Here is a 17,669-nt window from a genome sequence, read left to right as displayed (position 1 = left end):
CGATATCGCTCCCGGTTTTTTATCTTTACGCGAAACAGCCGTTTGAATTAGCTATTTGAATCGCCCGTTCGCGGCCGGCAGTCCGGCCCGGGGCATCGGAGACAGGCATGACAGTTCGTCAGGCGGGCCGCCCGGCCGGCAGCCGGCAGTCCGGCGGAACCAAGGCGCGCATTCTCGACGCGGCCGAAGACCTTTTCATCGAGCATGGTTTCGAAGCGATGTCGATGCGGCAGATCACGTCGCGCGCGGCGGTCAATCTCGCCGCGGTCAACTATCACTTCGGCAGCAAGGAGGCGCTGATCCACGCGATGCTGTCGCGGCGGCTCGACCAGCTGAACGAGGAGCGCCTGCATCTGCTGGACCGCTTCGACGCGCAGCTCGGCCCGCACGTCACGTGCGAGCACGTGCTCGGCGCGATGTTCATCCCCGCGCTGAAGGCGTCGCGCGATCCGGCGCGCGGCGGCCCCGCGTTCCTGCGCCTGATCGGCCGCGCGTACACCGATCCGTCGTCGTTCGTGCGCAATTTCCTGACCGCGCACTACGCGAGCGTCGCGGTGCGCTTCTTCGACGCGTTCCAGCGCGCGCTGCCGAACCTGCCGCGCGCGGAGCTCGGCTGGCGGCTGCACTTCGCGATCGGCGCGCTGTCCGGCGCGCTCGCGGGCGCGGAGACCGAGAGCCTGATCGACGAATTCTCGCAAGGCCGCACGATGAACGACGTGCAGATGATCGCGCGGCTGTCGTCGCTGATCGTCGCCGCGCTGAAGGCCCCGCTGCCCGACAGCGCACAGCTCGCGATCTTCGCGGCCGTGCTCGACGATGCCGGCGCGATGGAGCTCGCGATCCCGCAGGACGCCGTCAGCGCGGCGCTGGATCACGCGACCTGACGAGACACCGGAGACCCGCCATGCCCACCCCCACGGCGCACGAAGCAGCGAACCAGGCAGCGCAGCCAGCCACGCAGACAGCGGCGCGGACGCCGCCGAACACCGACGGCATCTGGTACGCGTCGTATCCGCCCGGCGTGCCGCGCGAGATCGACGTCACGCAGTACGCATCGCTCGTCGAGTATTTCGACGAGTGCACGACGAAGTTCGCGCAGCGCGTCGCGTTCGTCAGCGCGGGCGCGTCGCTGACCTATCGCGGGCTCGCCCGGAAGGTGGCCGCGTTCGCGTCATATCTGCAGCAAATCGGCGTGCAGCCGGGCGAGCGCGTCGCGATCATGCTGCCGAACACGTTCCAGTACCCGGTCGCGCTGTTCGGCGCGTTGAAGGCCGGCGCGATCGTCGTCAACGTGAATCCGCTGTACACCGCGCGCGAGCTCGCGCATCAGCTGAAGGACAGCGGCGCGCGGACGATCGTCGTATTCGAGAACTTCGCGCACACGCTGCAGGAGGCGCTGCCGGAAACGCAGGTGAAGCACGTGCTCGTCACCGCGCTCGGCGACCTGCTCGCCGACGGCTTCAACGCGAAGGGCCGCCTGATCAACTTCGTGCTGAAGCACGTGAAGAAGCTCGTGCCCGCCTACCATCTGCCGCAGGCGGTCGGCCTGCGCGCGGCGCTCGCGGCCGGCGCGCGCGAAGCGCCGCGGCCTGTGAAGCTCACGCGCGACGATCTCGCGTTCCTGCAGTACACGGGCGGCACGACGGGCGTCGCGAAGGGCGCGATGCTCACGCACGGCAACCTGATCGCGAACCTGCTGCAGGCGAAATCGTGGACCGCCGACCAGATGACCGGCGACGCCGAGACGGTGCTCACGCCGCTGCCGCTCTATCACATCTATTCGCTGACGGTGAACGCGCTGATCTTCCTCGGGCTCGGCGGGCGCAACATCCTGATCGCGAACCCGCGCGACACAAAGATGGTGATGAAGATCATCCGCCACGAGACGTTCACCGGCATCACCGGGATCAACACGCTGTACAACGCGTTCCTGGACGACGAGGAATTCAGGAAGCGCGATTTCTCGAAGCTGAAGCTCGCGATGGCGGGCGGGATGGCGATGCAGCGCGCGGTCGCGGAGCGCTTCCAGCAGGTGACCGGCAAGCCGATCATCGAAGGCTACGGCCTCACCGAATGCTCGCCGATCGTCACGATGAATCCGGTGAACCTGCAGGACATGCAGGCGTTCAGCGGGTCGATCGGGCTGCCGGCGCCGTCGACGGTCGTGCGCTTTCGCCGCGAGGACGGCACGTGGGCCGGCATCGGCGAGGCCGGCGAGCTGTGCGTGCACGGCCCGCAGGTGATGCGCGGCTACTGGCAGCGCCCCGACGAGACCGCGAAGGTGATCGACGCCGACGGCTGGCTCGCGACCGGCGACGTCGGGATCATGGACGAGCGCGGCTACACGCGGCTCATCGACCGCAAGAAGGACATGATCCTCGTGTCGGGCTTCAACGTGTATCCGAACGAGATCGAGGCGGTGCTCGTGATGCATCCGGGGATCAGCGAGGCGGCCGCGATCGGCGTGCCGGATCCGGTGCAGGGCGAGCGGATCAAGGTGTTCGTCGTGCGGCGCGATCCGGCGCTGACGGTCGACGACGTGCTCGCGCACTGCCGCAAGAACCTGACCGGCTACAAGATGCCGAAGATCGTCGAGTTCCGCGATTCGCTGCCGCAGACCAACGTCGGCAAGATCCTGCGCCGCGCGCTGCGCGACGAGGAGATCGCGAAGCTGAACGGGAAGCCCGATGCGTGAGCGCACGTGACGCGGCTGTGCGAGTCCATCCGAAACGACCCGAACGGCTATCCGTCGCACGAACTCACGATCGGTTTCGAGCGGCGCCATCCGCGCCGCCCGGGCGGCGATCAGTCCTCGTCGTCGTCTTCGTGATGCTTGTGCCAGCGCTTGTACTCGTGCTTGCGCCACTCGCGGTAGCGGTCGCGGTCCTCGTCGTCGTAGCCACCGTCATAGCCCGGATATGCGACGACCGCCGGCTGCGGCGCGACATAGACCGGCGGCGGTTCGGCATAGACCGGTACGCCGAGCCCGACCGCCACGTCGACGTGCGCCGCCATCGCGCTGCCCGATGCGAGCCACGCCGCACCGCCCAGCCACATCACCATTCGCCTCTTGTTCATGTTCTGATCTCTATGCGCCGGCCTGCCCGGCTTGCGATCCGGACTGTAGACGAATCGCGCGCGCCGGGGTGCAACGCCGATGCGAGAGACGTAACGCAACGTAACAGAGTCATTCGTCCATTCGGCCGAATCGCGCAAACGGGCGGAACCGTCTATAGTGGGAAACGGCTGAGCACGAACGCAGGCGCGCGCTTGCCGATCGAACAGGGTAGAATTCGGCCAACTGGCTCGTGTTTTTTCACGCTACGCCCATACGCACAACATATTTTCTGACGCAGGCTCCTGCCGCATCTCAATGGCCAATCCCGCAGAATCCCATCCGCAAAACGACTTCATCAATGCGGCGCGCAAGGAACGCAAGCGCGTCGAAATCTATCTCGTCAACGGCATTCGCCTGACGGGCTGCATCGAGTCGTTCGACCAATACCTGGTGATGCTGCGCACCCCCGTGGGTCTGCAAGGCATTTACAAGCGCGCGATCTCGACGATCCAGCTCGACACCGGCGGCGCCCGTCCGGGCGGCGGCGGCCCGCGCGGCCCGCGCCCCGGTGGCGGCGGCCGCCCCGGCGGCCGCGAAGGCGGCGGGCACAGCCCGTACGGTTCGCATGGCGGCTCTCGCGAGTCTCGCGGCGAAGGTCACGGGCCGCGTGAGCCGCGCGAACCGCGCGAACCGTATGGCGGCGGATCTCGCGAGTCGTACGGCGGTGGATCGCGCGAATCGTATGGCGGCGGATCGCGCGAATCGTACGGTGGCGGATCACGAGAATCGTACGGTGGTGGATCGGGATCACGCGAAGGCGGCGACCGGTCGGGTTCGCCGGGATCGACGGGATCGTCCGACACGCGCAACACCAACGGGCCCGTGATCGTCACGCGCCGCCGGCGGATCGTGCCGGACGGCCAGTAAGGCCGGCCGGGCAGCCGGAAATGCGAAAGGGCAAGCGAATGCTTGCCCTTTTCGTTTGATCCTTGCCGCGTCGCGCGGCGCGCCCTTCTCCGCCTAGCGTGCCGCCGGCAAGCCGGCATCGGTCTGGCGCTCCAGCGACCGCACCTGCTGCTGCAACGCGCGAAGCTGCGACTGCAGTTGCGCCTGCTGCGCCTGCAGCGCCACCGTCTCGCTACGCGCCTCGCGCTGGCGATCGGCCACTGACGCCTGCTGCTCGCGCGCGATGCTCAGATCCGTCTGCAGGCGCTGCGCGCGCGCCTGCGTGACCGCGATCTGCCGGTCCGTCTGCGCCTTCTGCGAAGCCAGCTTCGCCGCCTGCAGCTCGTTCGTCGCCAGGCGCTCGGCCTGACGGGAAAAGTCGCGATAGATCGCTTCCGCGCGCGTGTCGTTGTCCGTCCTGATCACGCGCCAGAATGCCTTTTGCTGGAACAGCGCGACGAAATACGTGCCGTCGCCGACATTGAACAACAGGCTCGCGCCGTAGCTGCCGTTGTAGCTCGTGCGCATTTCGGTCAGCGCGTGCGCCTGGATCTGGCGCTGCAGCTCGTCGATCGTGCTCTGGCCCGTCGTTTCGCCCGGCTGAACCTGCGTGTCGACCGACGGCAGCGCGGCAACGGTCGACGAGACCGGCTGCACCGCCTGCGTGGCCGCCGGCGTCCCCATGCCGGTCGCCAACGCCTGTGCGTGCGCGCCCTGCGCACATCCCCATACGGCGAGCATGACGCATGCTCGCCCCAACCCCGTCATCTGGCTCATGTAATTATTCCCGCTACGATGCGTTGTAATGCTCGCCGCGATTATCTCATTATTGACCGCCGGCACGCCTACTCGCTTTCGCGGACTTCCGGCTCTTCGTCGAAAATCTGGTATTTCCGCATCTTCTCCCACAGCACCTTGCGGCTGATGCCGAGTTGCTGCGCGGTGTCCTGGCGCCGCCAGCCGTTCGCGTCGAGCGCGGCGATCACGCGGCTGCGCTCGCCCATGTCCCACTTGCTGCGGTCGACGAACACCTCCGCCGCGCTCTCCACCGGCACCGGCTGCGCGGAGTTGCGCGCGTGCGCGATCAGGCGTTGCAGCCGCGCGGCGTCCCAGCCGCCCGTCTGCCGCACCGTCACGCCGACGCGCTCGGCCAGATTGCGCAGCTCGCGCACGTTGCCGGGAAAATAGCTGTCGGCGACCGCGTCCGCGAGCCAGTACGGCAAATCCGGCAGTTGCGCGAGCCGCGCTTCGCCGACGATCTCCGCGACGAACGACTTGAACAGCGCGATCTTGTCGACCGCGCCGCGCTCCTCGAGCGACGGGATGCTGAGTTCGATCACCGCGAGCCGATAGTAGAGATCCGCGCGGAACAGCCCGTCCTTCACGAGCTGCGGCAGCTTCTTGTTGCTCGCCGCGACGAGGCGGAAATCGACCTTGACCGACGCGGTCGCGCCGACGCGCAGCACCGCGCCGTCCTCGAGCACGCGCAGCAGCTTGACCTGCTGGTAGAGCGGCAGATCGCCGACCTCGTCGAGGAACAGCGTGCCGCCGGCGGCCTGCTCGAAGTAGCCTTTATGCGCGACCACCGCGCCGGTGAACGACCCTTTCGCATGGCCAAAGAAGAGCGACTCGAACAGCCCGTCCGGAATCGCGCCGCAGTTGACCGGCACGAACTCGCCGAGCCGGTAGCGCGAGTGCTTTTCATGCAGAAGCTGCGCGATGCGCTCCTTGCCGACGCCGGTTTCGCCGTGCAGCAGCACGTTGGTGTCGCAGTCGGCGAACGTGTCGACTTCGCGCAGCAGCGCCTGCATCGATTCGGAGTGCGCGACGAGCTCGGACACATGAAGCGTCTCGGCCGCGTGCGCGCGCAGTTGCGTGACGAGCTTGCCGATCATCCCGCGCAGCTCCGCGCACGTGAAGTCGAGCGGCAGGATATGCGAATACTCGGGCGGATACTGCGACGAATCGTGATCGCGCGCGGCGCCGACCCATACGACCGGCATGCCGATATTGGCCTGCCAGTCGCGCAGGAACGCGGCGCCGCTCTCGATCATCGTCACGCTGATGATCGCGAGCGACGGGCGCATCACGGTGCGCTCCGGGGAAATTTCCGCGTTGTCGGCGCGGATCACTTCGACGTCGAAGCTCGCCATGCACCGGGCGACGCGATCGACGATGTCCGCCTTGCCTTCCCAGACGTACAGGTCGAGTTCTTCGATTGCTGGCGTGGTTCTCATAATTCGGGTGCGACTTCAATTGTTGACGAGTTGCGCGGCGTTGCAGGTCAGCGATATCTGATGCACGGTGGCCTGGCCGACCTGCACGCCGAGCGTGTTCAGCAACGGGACAATCAGCGTATCGAGCGACGACAGGATGGGCGTCAGGATGTCGCCGAGAATCGTGGTCAGCGTGGCGACCGGGATCGTCAGCGGAATCGTGACGCCCAGAATCGTCGTCACCGAGACATTCAGCTGCTGCAGGTTCAAATTGGTCACCGCCTTCCCGAGCTGCGAGCCGAGGTTGTTGTTGTACGTCGTCCAGTACGGATTGCTCGACCAGCCGTCCGGGCACACGGCCGGCGACGGATAGTTCACCGTGTCGTTGCAGAACTGGTACGGCGTGTTCGCCGGATACGCGTTGCCCGTCAGCGTACTCGGCTCCGTGTACGGCGCGCTGTAGTATTTCTGCGTGTCGCTGCTGCCGATCTGCAGCAGCGGATTCGCAACAGTCGCCGAGATCGGCACGGACGCGAGCGGAAGGCCCACCAGCGTCGCGGACAGCGTCGCGATCTGGAGCGTGCCCGACGCGGCCGGGCAACTGCTCGTGTTATTCAGATTGAGCGTGCCGCCCGGCGGGCTGCTCGCGCACAAGCGCGCGATGTGCGGCTGCGCGCCGATCGTGATCGTGCTCTGCGCGGCACTCGCCTGGCAATTCGTCGCGGCGAGCCACGCGTTGGCCGGGCCGCCCGCGACCAGGTACAGCGGCAGCGACACGCCGCTCAGCTGCGCGCCGACGAGACCGAGAATCGACACGTTCAGCGTCGGCGTCACCACGTCGAGAAACAGACCGATCTCGGCCGACGACGCCTGTGTGCGCCACGTCACCCCATCCGGTAGCAGGCCCGCCTCACCGATCGCGATCGACGGCGGGCTCAGAATCTGCAACTGCACGTTCGTCGCACTGATCGCACATGATCCCGACGGACATTGCGTCAGCGTGCCCTGCGTCAATGTTCCGAGCGGCAGCGTCCCGCTCAGCGCGATCCCGTTCGTGCCGTTCGCGACTTCGGCCGAGGTCAACAACAGATCGAACAGGTTGATCGTCGAATTGGCGCCCGCCTGCGGATTGCCGAGGCCGATCTTCAGCGCCGACGCGCTCGACGCGCTGGAACTCGCGAGACTCAGCGATTGCTTCGCGAGGCCAAAGCCCACGAGCTTCCCGAGCGTCGACGACGCGGCCTGCAGTTGCGCGACATAGCCGCTGCTGTGGCTGATGCCAGACGAATCCGTGCCCGGCTTGACCACGCCGACATACGTATTCAGCTTGCCGGCCAGCGTTGCGGTGTCGGTCGCGCCCATCGTGATCAGCCCGTTCACGGAGCCGACGCCGAATGCCGTCGCCAGGTCACCGAGCTTGATGCTCGCGCCCGCAAGCGATTGATAATCGGCCAGCGTCAGATTGACGTTCGCGCCGAGCAGCTTGCTCAGGATCGCGTTCAGCCAGGTCGGGTTCAGGTTCAGCAGCGTCCCGCTGACCGAGAACGTGTCGATCTGGCTCGCGCGCGCGGTCGAGCTCGCGGACACCGTCGCCGGCCCCGCGCCGAGCCACGAAAAATCGCCGAGAAAGAAATAGCGCATCGCGCGCGTCATCGTTACACGCGTCGCGTTCAGCTGCGTCGTTCCGGCCGTCGCCGGCGTATAGGTGACGCCGGTGCCGCTCGCATCCCAGCGGCCGCACGTCAGCGACAGCTGGTCGCTGCCGGCGACCGGCGCGCTCGTGCTCACCGTGTTCGAATCGTTCTTCTGCGCATTGCTCAACGCAACCGACGTCGCATTCGGCTTCGCCGCGTTCGCACTGCCGCCGCAGGTCGTGTCCGTCGGATCCATCGACTGCACCGCGGCGAGCGCGGCCAGATCCGCGATGCGCTGCAGATCGCGCCGCTGGTAAAACAGGTTGCCGATGTCGATCGTCGCGAGCGAGATGATCGCGACCGACACCCAGATCGCCGCGAGCATCGCGACGGCACCGCGCTGACGGCGCCGTCGCGACAGGCCGGAGCGCTTGCGCTGAGCCGCATGAGCCACGTGTGATTGAACTGCCCGCATCGCCGTCTCGCCTATTGCGCTGCCTGCCCGCCGCCCGACCCACCGCCGCCGGACCCGCCGCCACCCAGCTGCGAACTCATCGAGTCCGGAATCTTGTTCTTGAACGAATCGACATAGCGCTGATAGACGATCGTCGCGACGTCGCCGAGCACCGGCTGCACCGGTGCCGCCGCGCGGTTCTCGCGCTGAAGCGCGAGCCACTCGTTCGTCGAACGCTCGACGTCGGACGCATTCGGCGCCCCGTCCTGCCCATATGCGGCCGTCGTGCCCAGCGCCGCGCACACGATTGCGCAGAGCACCGCGATACGTCCCGCGCATCCGTTTCGGCCCATCTTGTCGTTGTTCATGTCTTTTCCCGGACGTCTCGTCATTGTGCGAATCGTTGAAGCAGCGGCAAGGTCGGATCGTAGCCCTGGTTGTTCGCCATCGGCGCGATCGGCGCGATCGGCCCACCCGGCCCGCCGCCCCGCGACACGACCGGCGGCGTCGCGACCGCGCGCTGCAGCGCGCGCGACGCGGCGACGACCTTCATCGCATCGTTGCGGATGTCGCCGCGGATGTCCGCCGGCAGATTCTGCTGGACCATCAGCCGCTGCGCGTCCTGCGCGCGGCCCGCCGCGAGCAGGTAGAGCGCGAGATTGCTGACGATCTTCGGATTCTTCGGGTCCAGCTCGGCCGCCTTCATCAGCGGCACGCGCGCGCCGACGATGTCGCCCGCGCGCAGCTTCGCATACGCGAGATCGGACAGCAGCGACGCGTCGGTCGGCGCGAGCTGCGATGCCTGCGACAGCGCCTGCTTCGCGCGATCGAAGTCGCCCGCCGCGCCCGCGAGCAGTCCGAGCCCGCGATAGCCGCGCGCGGCGAGCGGCGTCTTCAGCAACTGCGTGTAGACGGCCGCGCTCGCGGCCGGCTGGTCGGTCATCCGCAGCGCGTCCGCGCGCAGCAGGATCGAGTCGGGCGACACGCCGTATTGCTTCTCGTAAGCGTCGATGTGCGCGAGCGACGCGTAATAGAGCCCCTGCGTCTGCATCCGCTCGATCAGGCCCAGATACATGCCTGGCGTATCGGGCACGTCCTGCTTCTGCCCGGCCGCCTGCAGCAGCGCCGCGCGCTCGGTCTGCGCGCCGACGCCGTACCCGCCTTCCTTCGTCGCGCACGCGCCGAGCAGCAGCGCCGCCGCCACCACGCCCGCCCGCTTCACCACCCGCTTCACCGTTTCGCCGATTCGCTTCATCGTCGTTCCTTCCATCCGTCAGTGCTGCACCGACGACAGCGCGCGCAACACCGCGAGCATCCCCGGGCCGGCCGTCACGATCAGCAGCGCCGGCAGCAGCGTCAGGATCATCACGCCCGTCATCTTCACCGTCAGCCGGCCGATGCGCTCGCGCAGCATCGAGCGCCGCGTCTCGCGCAGCCGCTCGCCGAACTGCTTCAGCGGCTCCTGCACCGCGCCGCCATGCTTGTCGACCTGAATCATCAGCCGCACGACCGCGCGCAGATCCTCGTTGTCGAATCCGGTCGACAGCCGCTGCAACGACTGCTCGCGTGAACGGCCCGCCGCGAACTGGCGCTGCGCGATCCCCATCTCCGACGACAGCACCGGCAGCATCCCGCGAAAATCGTTCGTCACGACCTGCAGGCTCTGGTCGAGCGACAGCCCGACGCCCTGCAGCAGGCGCAGCATGTCGACGAGCAGCGGCAGCTCGTCGACGACGCCCTGCCGCCGCGCGGCCGCGCGCCGCTTCACGTACAGCTTCGGCAGCATGAAGCCGACGATGAACGCGACGGTCATCCCGGTCATCCAGTGCGCGCCGCCTACGCGTCCGCTCGCGAACGCCGCGAACAGCAGCGGCAGCACGGTCCCGCCCGCGATCCGCGCGCTCAGGAACAGGCCGCGCGTGCGCGCGTCGACGAAGCCGCACTGCTCGAGCAGACGGCGGTCCTCTTCCGCAACCACGCGCTGGCCGAAGCCGGTGTCGAGCCAGCGCATCCCGGTCGTCGACAGCCGCTCGAGAAAGCGCGCGATGCGCTCGCGGCTCGGCGCAGCCGGCGCCGCGCGCGGCACGCCGTCGTCCGCCGCGCCGCGCGCCTTCGCGGCCTCGAGCGCGGCGATCCGCCGGTCGAGCGCGTCGGACAGCGCGCGCTCGGCGCGCGTAACCGCGCTCGCGCGCAACAGCGCGGTCACCGCGAACATCAGCACGCCGAGTGCGGCGAGAGCCAGTGCGATCGATCCGAGTTGAATGGGCGTCATGACGTCACCTGAGCCGGGCCATCCGGTACAAGCATGCTGCCCCCACGAGCTGCAGCACGAACGCGACAAAAAGTATCGGCCGGCCGGTCGGGTCGATCCACATGCCGTGCAGATACGACGGATTGGTCGCGACGACGAAGCCGCCGATCGCGACCGGCAGCGCCATCAGCACGAGCGCCGACAGCCGCGTCTCCGACGACAGCGCCATCAGCTCGCGCTCGGCCTGCTCGAGGTCGCGCATGAACACCGCCATCCGGTCGAGCATCACGTCCGCGCGGCCGCCGTACTTGACCGACAGCCGCAGCACCGAGCCGACGAGCTCGAACTCCCGGGTCCGGTAGACCTGCGAGATATGCATCATCGCGCGGTCGATCTCGACGCCGGTGCGCAGCATGCGCGACACGTGGTCGAGGCAGCCGCGCAGCGGCGCCTCGGTGGTCAGCAGCGCGGCCTGGAACGCGGCCGGCACGCTGTTGCCGAGCGTGACGAGACGCACGATCCCGTCGAGGAACGACGGAATCTGCTGGACGATCCGCAGCCGGCGGCGCTGGATCCGCGACGCGAGCCAGAACCAGAGCAGCGAGATCCCGCCGGCGAGCGCCGCGATGAACGCGAGCGCGCCGCCCCGGCTGCCCGCGAGCAGCGCGATCGCCGCGAGCGTGACGATCGCGGCGACCATCTTGCCGCGCGCATCCTCGATCCCCGCGCGGCTCGTCAGCTGGGCCAGATATTCGTCGGCCGCCGCGCGCCAGCGGGCGAACGGGCCGGACGGCGCGTTGCGCGCCGCGGGCGGCGGCATGTCGCGCGACGGCATGTTGTGCTGCGGCGGGCTCGCCGGCATCGGCCGCGCGGCCGCGCGCGCGGCGGGCTCGATCCGGCTGTCGATGAAGCGCTGCGCGCCGGTGCGCACGCGCTTGACCTCCGCGTGCCGCCACAGCATGAGCGCGGCCGCGACGCAGATCAGCGCCAGCGCGAGCGCCCACGCCGCCACGCTATACATTGAAGCCTCCGCCACCGCGGCCGAAGCCGCCACCACCGAACCCGCCGAAGCCACCACCGCCACCGCCGCCGCCCGACAGCGTCTGCCGGAAGCGCGCGAGCTTCGGCGAATGCGGATGGATGCCGAGCGATTCCCAGTGGTCGATCTCCTCGCCGTCGGCGCTCACGCGCGCCTCGTAGCGATAGAGCTCCTGCGTCGCGATGATGTTGTCGGACAGCCCCGTGACCTCGGTGATCGACAGGATGCGCCGCCGCCCGTTCGACAGCCGCCCGATCTGCACGATGAAATCGATCGCGTTCGAGATCTGCCGGCGCAGGCTCGACTCGGTGCCCTGGAAGCCCGCGAAGCCCGCGAGCATCTCGAGACGGTACAGGCATTCGCGCGGCGAGCTCGCGTGCACGGTGCCCATCGAGCCGTCGTGACCGGTGTTCATCGCCTGCAGCATCTCGAGCACCTCGCCGCCGCGCACTTCGCCGACGATGATCCGGTCCGGCCGCATCCGCAGCGTGTTGCGCAGCAGGTCGCGGATCGTCACGACGCCGGTGCCGTCGAAGCCGCCCGGCCGGCTCTCGAGCCGGACGACGTGCGGGTGGTTCAGCGACAGCTCGGCCGTATCCTCGATCGTCACGACGCGCTCGGGCTCCGGAATGTGGAACGCGAGCGCGTTGAGTAGCGACGTCTTGCCCGAGCTCGTGCCGCCCGACACGAGGATGTTGCAGCGCGCGTCGACCGCGGCCTCGAGCAGCGCGCCGACCTCGTCGTTGTACGTGCCGTTGGCGAGCAGGTCGGCCGGCTTCAGCGGATCCTTGCGGAATTTCCGGATCGACACGACGGGCCCGTCGATCGACAGCGGCTCGATCACGACGTTCACGCGTCCGCCGTCCGGCAGCCGCGCGTCGACCATCGGGTTCGACTCGTCGAGCCGGCGGCCGATCGGCGCGAGGATCCGGCGCACGATCCGCAGCAGGTGCGCGTTGTCCGCGAAGCGCACCGGCAGCTTCGACAGGATCCCGTGGCGCGACACGTAGACGTCGCTGTAGCCGTTGATCAGGATGTCCTCGACATGCGGATCGGCCAGCAGATCCTCGATCGGCCCGAAGCCGGCGAGCTCCTTCGTCAGCGCCTCGGCGATCGCGCGCACCTCGTTCTCGTTCAGCGGAATGCGGCGCAGGCGCACGAAACTGTCGATTTCGAGGTCGACGAACTGGTTGATCGCCTGCCGCGACCAGCGGCCGAACTCGGCGCCGAGCTCCTCGATGCGCGTCAGCAGATGCTCGTGCGCGGCATTCTTGATGTCGTGGAACTGCTGCGTCTGGGAGAACGGCGCTGCGCCGTCGGCGAATTGAATGTCGTGTGCCATCGCTTACGCCCGCTTGGACGAAGGTTGAATGAAACGCTTGAGTGCGGACAGGCCGGTCGCCGCGCGCGATGCCGTGGACGACGCGGCCGAGCCGGCGAGCCGCGCGGCGAGCGACTCGAGCGCGCGCACGTACGGGTCGCGCTCGGCCGTCTCGACGATGAGCCGCCCCTGGTTCGCCGCGTGGCCGATCGCGACGCGGCGCGCGGGCAGCGTCGCGAGCAGCGCGATGCCGAGGCGCTCGGCGATCTGCGCGGGCGTCAGGTCGAGCGCGGCATCGTACTGGTTGACGACGAGCTGCACGCGGTCGGTATCCACGCCCGCGTCGCGCAGCCCGTCGAGCAGATCGACCGCGGACACGATCGACGCGACGCCCTGGTCGCAGACGAGCCACGCCTCGTCGGCCGACGCGGCGATCTGCGCGATGAAATCGCGGTTCGAAAAGCCGCCGAGATCGACGACCTGCTGGTCGAAGAACGCGCGCAGCCGGTTCAGCAGGCCGACGCACGACGAGTACGACACGTCGCGCAGGTCGCCGAGATTCGGCGGCAGCGTCGTCAGCGCGACGCCGCTCGCGTGGCGGGTCAGCGCTGTGTTCACGAACGTGCGGTCGATGCGGCGCACGTTGTGTACCGCGTCGACGAAATGGAACTCGCAGCGCGTGTTCAGGAACAGCGCGCCGTCGCCGGCGGGCAGGCCGAGATCGACGAGCGCGGTATGCCGGCCGAGCGGCGCGGCGCCCGGGCCGGCCGCGCCTGAGCCGGCCCCACCCGGGCCGGCCGCGCGCTTCTGCAGCCAGACGGCCAGATTCGCGGCGAGCGTGCTCACGCCCATGCCGGCGCGCGCGCCGAGCAGCGTGACGAGCTTGCCGTGGCGGCTCGCCGGCTCGCCGACGTGCGCGAGCAGCCCGCGCGTGATGCGCAGCGCGTCCTCGGCCGGCGCGGATACGTCGATGAAGTCGCGTACGCCGGCGCGCAGCGCGGCGAGCGCGCTCTCCGGCTCCGCGAGCGAGCCGAGCGCGACGACGGGCAGCCCCGGGTGCGATACGCGCACCGAAGCGGCCGCGGTGCTCGCCGCTGCGTTCGCGCCGGTGAAATCGATGAACACGAGCGCCGGATTGAGGCCCGCGATGCGCTGCGCGAGCGCGCCCGGCTCGAGCGGCGCGGCCTCGACCGTGCCGGCCGATGCGAGCGTGCCGGTGAGCCAGCGGACATGCGCTTCCTGCGGCGATGCGCAGACGAAATAATCGGTCACGGCGGGCTCAGACAACGACAGGGTTCGCGCATTCATGATGAACACCCCCGGTTACGCGCGCCACAATGACGCGCGGCGGTACACGATCCACGGCACTCATTTCGAAAACCCCGGCGCGGCGTCCGGCGACGCGATGCCACCGAGATACGACCGCCAGACCGGCCCGTCGCGCTGCTCGGACAGCTCGCCCGGCGTCGCGGGCAGCGCCGCGCCCTTCGCGATCGGCGCGACGAGATGCGGCGTCACGATGAACAGCAGTTCCTTGTCGTTCTGCGAATAGCTCAGCGTCTTGAAGAACGCGCCGATGATCGGCAGGTCGCCGAGCACCGGCACCTTGCTCACGTTCGACGCCGTCTCGCGGTCGATCAGCCCGCCGATCACGAAGCTCTCGCCGTCGCCGAGCTCGACCGTCGTGTCCGCGCGGCGCGTCGTGATCCCGGGCACCGTGACGCCGCTGATCGTCACGCCGTTCACGAAGTCGAGCTGGCTCGATTCGGGCGCGACCTTCAGCGCGATCCGGTGCTGGTTCAGCACGGTCGGCGTCAGTGTGAGCCCGACGCCGTACTGCTTCCACTGGATCGCGGTCGAGCCGAGCCCCTGCGGCGACGGCACCGGGATCTCGCCGCCGGCGAGAAAGCTCGCGCTCTGCCCGGACAGCGCGACGAGCGTCGGCTGCGCGAGCACGCGCGCGAGATTGTTCTCCTCGAGCAGCGACAGGTTCGAGAAGATCCCGTGCCCGGCCGCGTTCACGACGAGATTGAACGCGGCCGCGACCGGCTGTGCGGCCGTCATCGTGAACGCCGACGTGCCGCCGCCGTTGAACGACTGCAGCCCGCCCGGCGAGAACGCGCCGAACGAGAAGCCGTTGGACTGCTTGAAGAAGTTCAGGCCGACCTGCTTGAGCACCGAGCGGCTGAACTCGACGACGCGCACGTCGACCTGCACGACGCTCTTGCCGCCGATCGTCGACGTGTCGATCACGCCGCCCTTCGCGCCCATGCTCTTGCCGATCGCGACCGCGCGCTCGTGCGCGTCGAGCGACGCCGCTGCGCCGCTCAGCACCGCCGTGCCGCCATACGCCTTCACGTCGGGCGTGGCGCCGTCGAGCACCGCGTGCGCGGCCGCGTCGACGACCTCGACGTTCCAGACCTGCGGCTCGTCGCGGCCGCGCTCCCACAGCATCACGTTCGTCGCGCCGGGCGCCTTCGCGACCAGCAGCACGGAGCCGGCGCGGCCGCCTTTCATCACGAGCACGTCCGCGACCGTCGGATCGCCGACCGCGACCCGCTGCAGCGCCCGGCCGGCGCTGATCTGCCGCTGCGCGCCGACCGCGAGCTGGATCGTTCCGGCCGCGTTCGCCAGTGGGGCGAGCGCCAGGGTCCAGACGGCAATCACGAATGCAAACAGTGTGTTCTTCATTGTCCCCGAGACCGTCACGCGGCCCTCCCTTCCTTGTCGCTGCTGTCGATGACCGTCTATCTCGTTCAATACGCAACCGTTTCAGTATGGCCGCCGCGAATCACCTCGATGCTGCCGCCGCCGCTCGGCCGCACCACCGGCGACAGGCGCGGCAACGGCGGCAGATTCACGCTGCCGCTGCCGCCACCGCTGTTCGCGGTGCCGCCGTGCGAGCCGGACAGCTGCTCGAGCGACACGCCGGCCGCCGCGAGCGCGGACGGCGCGAGGCCGACCTGCGCGCGCACCGCGACCGTCTGCGTGGCCATCTCGTCGTCGTGCGGGTTACGCAGCGCGAGCGTCAGGCGGCCACTCGATTCGCCGAGCGTCAGCGCATCGACCAGCGCGGTCGGCACCGCGAGCACCGCGATACGTGTGCCGCCCGGCTGGCCGTTGTTGCCGTTCGCGTTGCTGTCGCGCTCGGGCGTCGCATCGCCGAACGACAGCACGCGCACCTTCGACAGCAGCAGCCGCGCCTGCGTCCGCGACACCTCGCCGTCGACCGGGCCGTTGCCGCCCTCGCGCTTCAGGTTCAGGAACACGTCGACGAAATTGCCGGGCCGCAGCCGGTTGCCGACCGCGGTCGTCTCGTCGACGCGGATCGCAACCGCGCGCTCGCCCGGCGCGACGTCCTCGGCGAGACCGGAGGCCAGCGCGCCGGCGACGACCGGCGACGACGCGAGAATGTCGGCCGCCGGCACGCGGCCGACGATCGCGGCCGGATCGGTGAACGCGCCGGCCGGCGCCGCGGTGGTCTGCACGACCTTCAGCGCGTCGGCGGTGATCGGCTGGCCGGCCGGCAGCGCGCGCGTCGCGACCACGATCGACACCGGCGTCGCGGCGGCGGACTGCGGCGCGGCCGCAGCGGCCTGATGTGCGCCGCTGCGCCCGAGCAGCCACGCATAGATCCCGAGCAGAACGGCGATCGCGATCAGCAGCCCGGCGATGATCTTCGTCAAATTGTTGGCCATATTGGAATGTCGGTGCCGTGTGTGATGTTCTGGATGCCTGTTGTCTGTCGTGAGCGCGTTGCGTCCCGGCCGCTAGATGATGTTGACCGGATCGATCTGCACGGTCGCCGTGCTCGTCAGCGCGGCCGGCATCACCAGGCCGAGAAGCGGCAGCGGCGGCACCAGCGGATGCGTTGAGTACGGATAGCTGACGGTCACCGTCACGCAATACATCGATGCGCTGTAGCTGCAGGGGCCGGGCGTCGGCGTTTGCACGGATACGTTCGGCAGCCAGTTGGTCATGTTCTTCGCGGTCGTTTGCGCGGCGCTCGCGCGGTCCGTCAGCGCCTGCGACGACGAGCCGTTCGACTCGTACACGTAGTTCAGCGCCGCGCGCGCGCCTTCTGCCGCCGCGAGCGTCAGGCTCTGCTGGATCGCGAAGATCAGCCCGTACGACACGATCGCGTAGAAAATCACGAAGAACAGCGGAAACACGAGCGCGAACTCGACCGCCGTCGCACCACGCTGACACCGCCGCCCGTGCGGCTGCTGCTTCCGACTCATCACGCGCCTCCGACGATCATCAAATGCACGAGCCATGCGGCCGCCGGCACCGCGAGGCACGCCGCATACGGTGTCGAACGGCGTCCGCCCAGCGTCATCGCGGGTGCGCCGCGCCGCCACAGCGCGCGCGGCGACGTACGCGACAACAGCATCAGACCGAGCGCATGCACGCCGGCTGCGATGCTCGCGGCAACCCAGAGCCACAACAGCACGTGCACGCCACACCACGCGCCCAGCACGGCGAAAACTTTCACGTCGGCCGCACCCATCACGCGCAATGCGAAAAACGGAAACAGGCCGGCGAGACCAGCGGCCGCGCCAATCAAAGCCTGCACCGGAGAAATACCGAATGGATTCGCGCCGATAAACGTGCCGGCAAATGCGCCGATCACGCCCGCGACAACGAGAGGATTCGAAACGCGCCGCAAACGAATATCGCCGGCCGTGACGAGCGTCGCCCAAGCCAGAAAAAGCGCAGCGAAGAAAAGACGTGCCATATAAGCCGACCGC

Annotated in this window: 17 protein-coding genes; 3 read left to right on the top strand and 14 right to left on the bottom strand. The window is 68.7% G+C overall.

The window, feature by feature from the left end:
- Nucleotides 1-107 precede the first annotated feature (107 nt).
- Both HZI36_RS16150 and HZI36_RS16145 read left to right on the top strand, forming a co-directional pair.
- A complete protein-coding gene (locus HZI36_RS16150) occupies nt 108-884 on the top strand; it encodes a TetR/AcrR family transcriptional regulator (RefSeq protein ID WP_179403655.1) in 777 nt (258 codons plus the stop codon).
- A gap of 20 nt (nt 885-904) precedes the next feature.
- Nucleotides 905-2,695, top strand: coding sequence for an AMP-binding protein (locus tag HZI36_RS16145; protein WP_218883974.1), 1,791 nt, complete (start codon nt 905-907; stop codon nt 2,693-2,695).
- A 110-nt stretch (nt 2,696-2,805) separates the two neighbouring features.
- Here HZI36_RS16145 and HZI36_RS16140 read toward each other — a convergent pair whose 3' ends face one another.
- On the bottom strand, nt 2,806-3,078 hold the full coding sequence (locus HZI36_RS16140; RefSeq protein WP_179403654.1) for a hypothetical protein: 273 nt from the start codon (nt 3,076-3,078) through the stop codon (nt 2,806-2,808).
- A 295-nt stretch (nt 3,079-3,373) separates the two neighbouring features.
- Between HZI36_RS16140 and hfq the strand changes: the two genes are divergently transcribed.
- Nucleotides 3,374-3,985 (top strand): RNA chaperone Hfq, encoded by a 612-nt coding sequence (gene hfq / locus HZI36_RS16135; protein WP_179403653.1) that lies wholly within the window; start codon nt 3,374-3,376, stop codon nt 3,983-3,985.
- 93 nt (nt 3,986-4,078) lie between these two features.
- On the opposite strand, the gene HZI36_RS16130 is transcribed toward hfq, so the two are convergent.
- The 13 genes from HZI36_RS16130 to HZI36_RS16070 all read right to left on the bottom strand — a co-directional run bounded on the left by HZI36_RS16130 (nt 4,079) and on the right by HZI36_RS16070 (nt 17,656).
- Nucleotides 4,079-4,780, bottom strand: a complete 702-nt coding sequence (locus tag HZI36_RS16130; RefSeq protein WP_179403652.1) for a DUF2968 domain-containing protein — start codon at nt 4,778-4,780, stop codon at nt 4,079-4,081.
- 68 nt (nt 4,781-4,848) lie between these two features.
- Complete coding sequence (locus tag HZI36_RS16125; RefSeq protein ID WP_179403651.1) at nt 4,849-6,240, bottom strand: sigma 54-interacting transcriptional regulator; 1,392 nt, start codon at nt 6,238-6,240, stop codon at nt 4,849-4,851.
- Nucleotides 6,241-6,255: 15 nt separating this feature from the next.
- A complete protein-coding gene (locus HZI36_RS16120; RefSeq protein WP_179403650.1) occupies nt 6,256-8,328 on the bottom strand; it encodes a pilus assembly protein TadG-related protein in 2,073 nt (690 codons plus the stop codon).
- Nucleotides 8,329-8,339: 11 nt separating this feature from the next.
- The gene (locus tag HZI36_RS16115) at nt 8,340-8,675 is read right to left on the bottom strand and encodes a DUF3613 domain-containing protein (RefSeq protein ID WP_179403649.1); all 336 of its coding nucleotides are present in this window, start codon (nt 8,673-8,675) and stop codon (nt 8,340-8,342) included.
- A gap of 20 nt (nt 8,676-8,695) precedes the next feature.
- Nucleotides 8,696-9,562, bottom strand: a complete 867-nt coding sequence (locus tag HZI36_RS16110; RefSeq protein WP_179403648.1) for a tetratricopeptide repeat protein — start codon at nt 9,560-9,562, stop codon at nt 8,696-8,698.
- A gap of 18 nt (nt 9,563-9,580) precedes the next feature.
- On the bottom strand, nt 9,581-10,579 hold the full coding sequence (locus HZI36_RS16105; RefSeq protein ID WP_179403647.1) for a type II secretion system F family protein: 999 nt from the start codon (nt 10,577-10,579) through the stop codon (nt 9,581-9,583).
- Between the two features lie 4 nt (nt 10,580-10,583).
- Nucleotides 10,584-11,579: a type II secretion system F family protein gene (locus tag HZI36_RS16100; protein WP_179403646.1), complete on the bottom strand. Its 996-nt coding sequence runs from the start codon at nt 11,577-11,579 to the stop codon at nt 10,584-10,586.
- A complete protein-coding gene (locus HZI36_RS16095; protein WP_179403645.1) occupies nt 11,572-12,939 on the bottom strand; it encodes a TadA family conjugal transfer-associated ATPase in 1,368 nt (455 codons plus the stop codon). Before HZI36_RS16095 ends, HZI36_RS16100 begins: the two co-directional genes overlap by 8 nt.
- 3 nt (nt 12,940-12,942) lie before the next feature.
- Nucleotides 12,943-14,226, bottom strand: coding sequence for a fimbrial protein (locus HZI36_RS16090; RefSeq protein WP_179403644.1), 1,284 nt, complete (start codon nt 14,224-14,226; stop codon nt 12,943-12,945).
- A gap of 60 nt (nt 14,227-14,286) precedes the next feature.
- On the bottom strand, nt 14,287-15,609 hold the full coding sequence (locus HZI36_RS16085) for a type II and III secretion system protein family protein (protein ID WP_179403643.1): 1,323 nt from the start codon (nt 15,607-15,609) through the stop codon (nt 14,287-14,289).
- Nucleotides 15,610-15,674: 65 nt separating this feature from the next.
- Nucleotides 15,675-16,616, bottom strand: coding sequence for a Flp pilus assembly protein CpaB (cpaB, locus tag HZI36_RS16080; RefSeq protein ID WP_179403642.1), 942 nt, complete (start codon nt 16,614-16,616; stop codon nt 15,675-15,677).
- A 72-nt stretch (nt 16,617-16,688) separates the two neighbouring features.
- The gene (locus tag HZI36_RS16075) at nt 16,689-17,159 is read right to left on the bottom strand and encodes a TadE/TadG family type IV pilus assembly protein (RefSeq protein WP_179403641.1); all 471 of its coding nucleotides are present in this window, start codon (nt 17,157-17,159) and stop codon (nt 16,689-16,691) included.
- Nucleotides 17,159-17,656: an A24 family peptidase gene (locus HZI36_RS16070; RefSeq protein WP_179403640.1), complete on the bottom strand. Its 498-nt coding sequence runs from the start codon at nt 17,654-17,656 to the stop codon at nt 17,159-17,161. The genes HZI36_RS16075 and HZI36_RS16070 overlap by 1 nt, the downstream gene beginning before the upstream one ends.
- Between the last annotated feature and the right edge of the window lie 13 nt (nt 17,657-17,669).

The sequence above is a fragment of the Burkholderia guangdongensis genome (assembly GCF_013403875.1).
Classification (GTDB): domain Bacteria; phylum Pseudomonadota; class Gammaproteobacteria; order Burkholderiales; family Burkholderiaceae; genus Burkholderia; species Burkholderia guangdongensis.
Note: the sequence above shows the minus strand (reverse complement) of the source record. Positions and strands in the feature narration are given on the sequence as shown.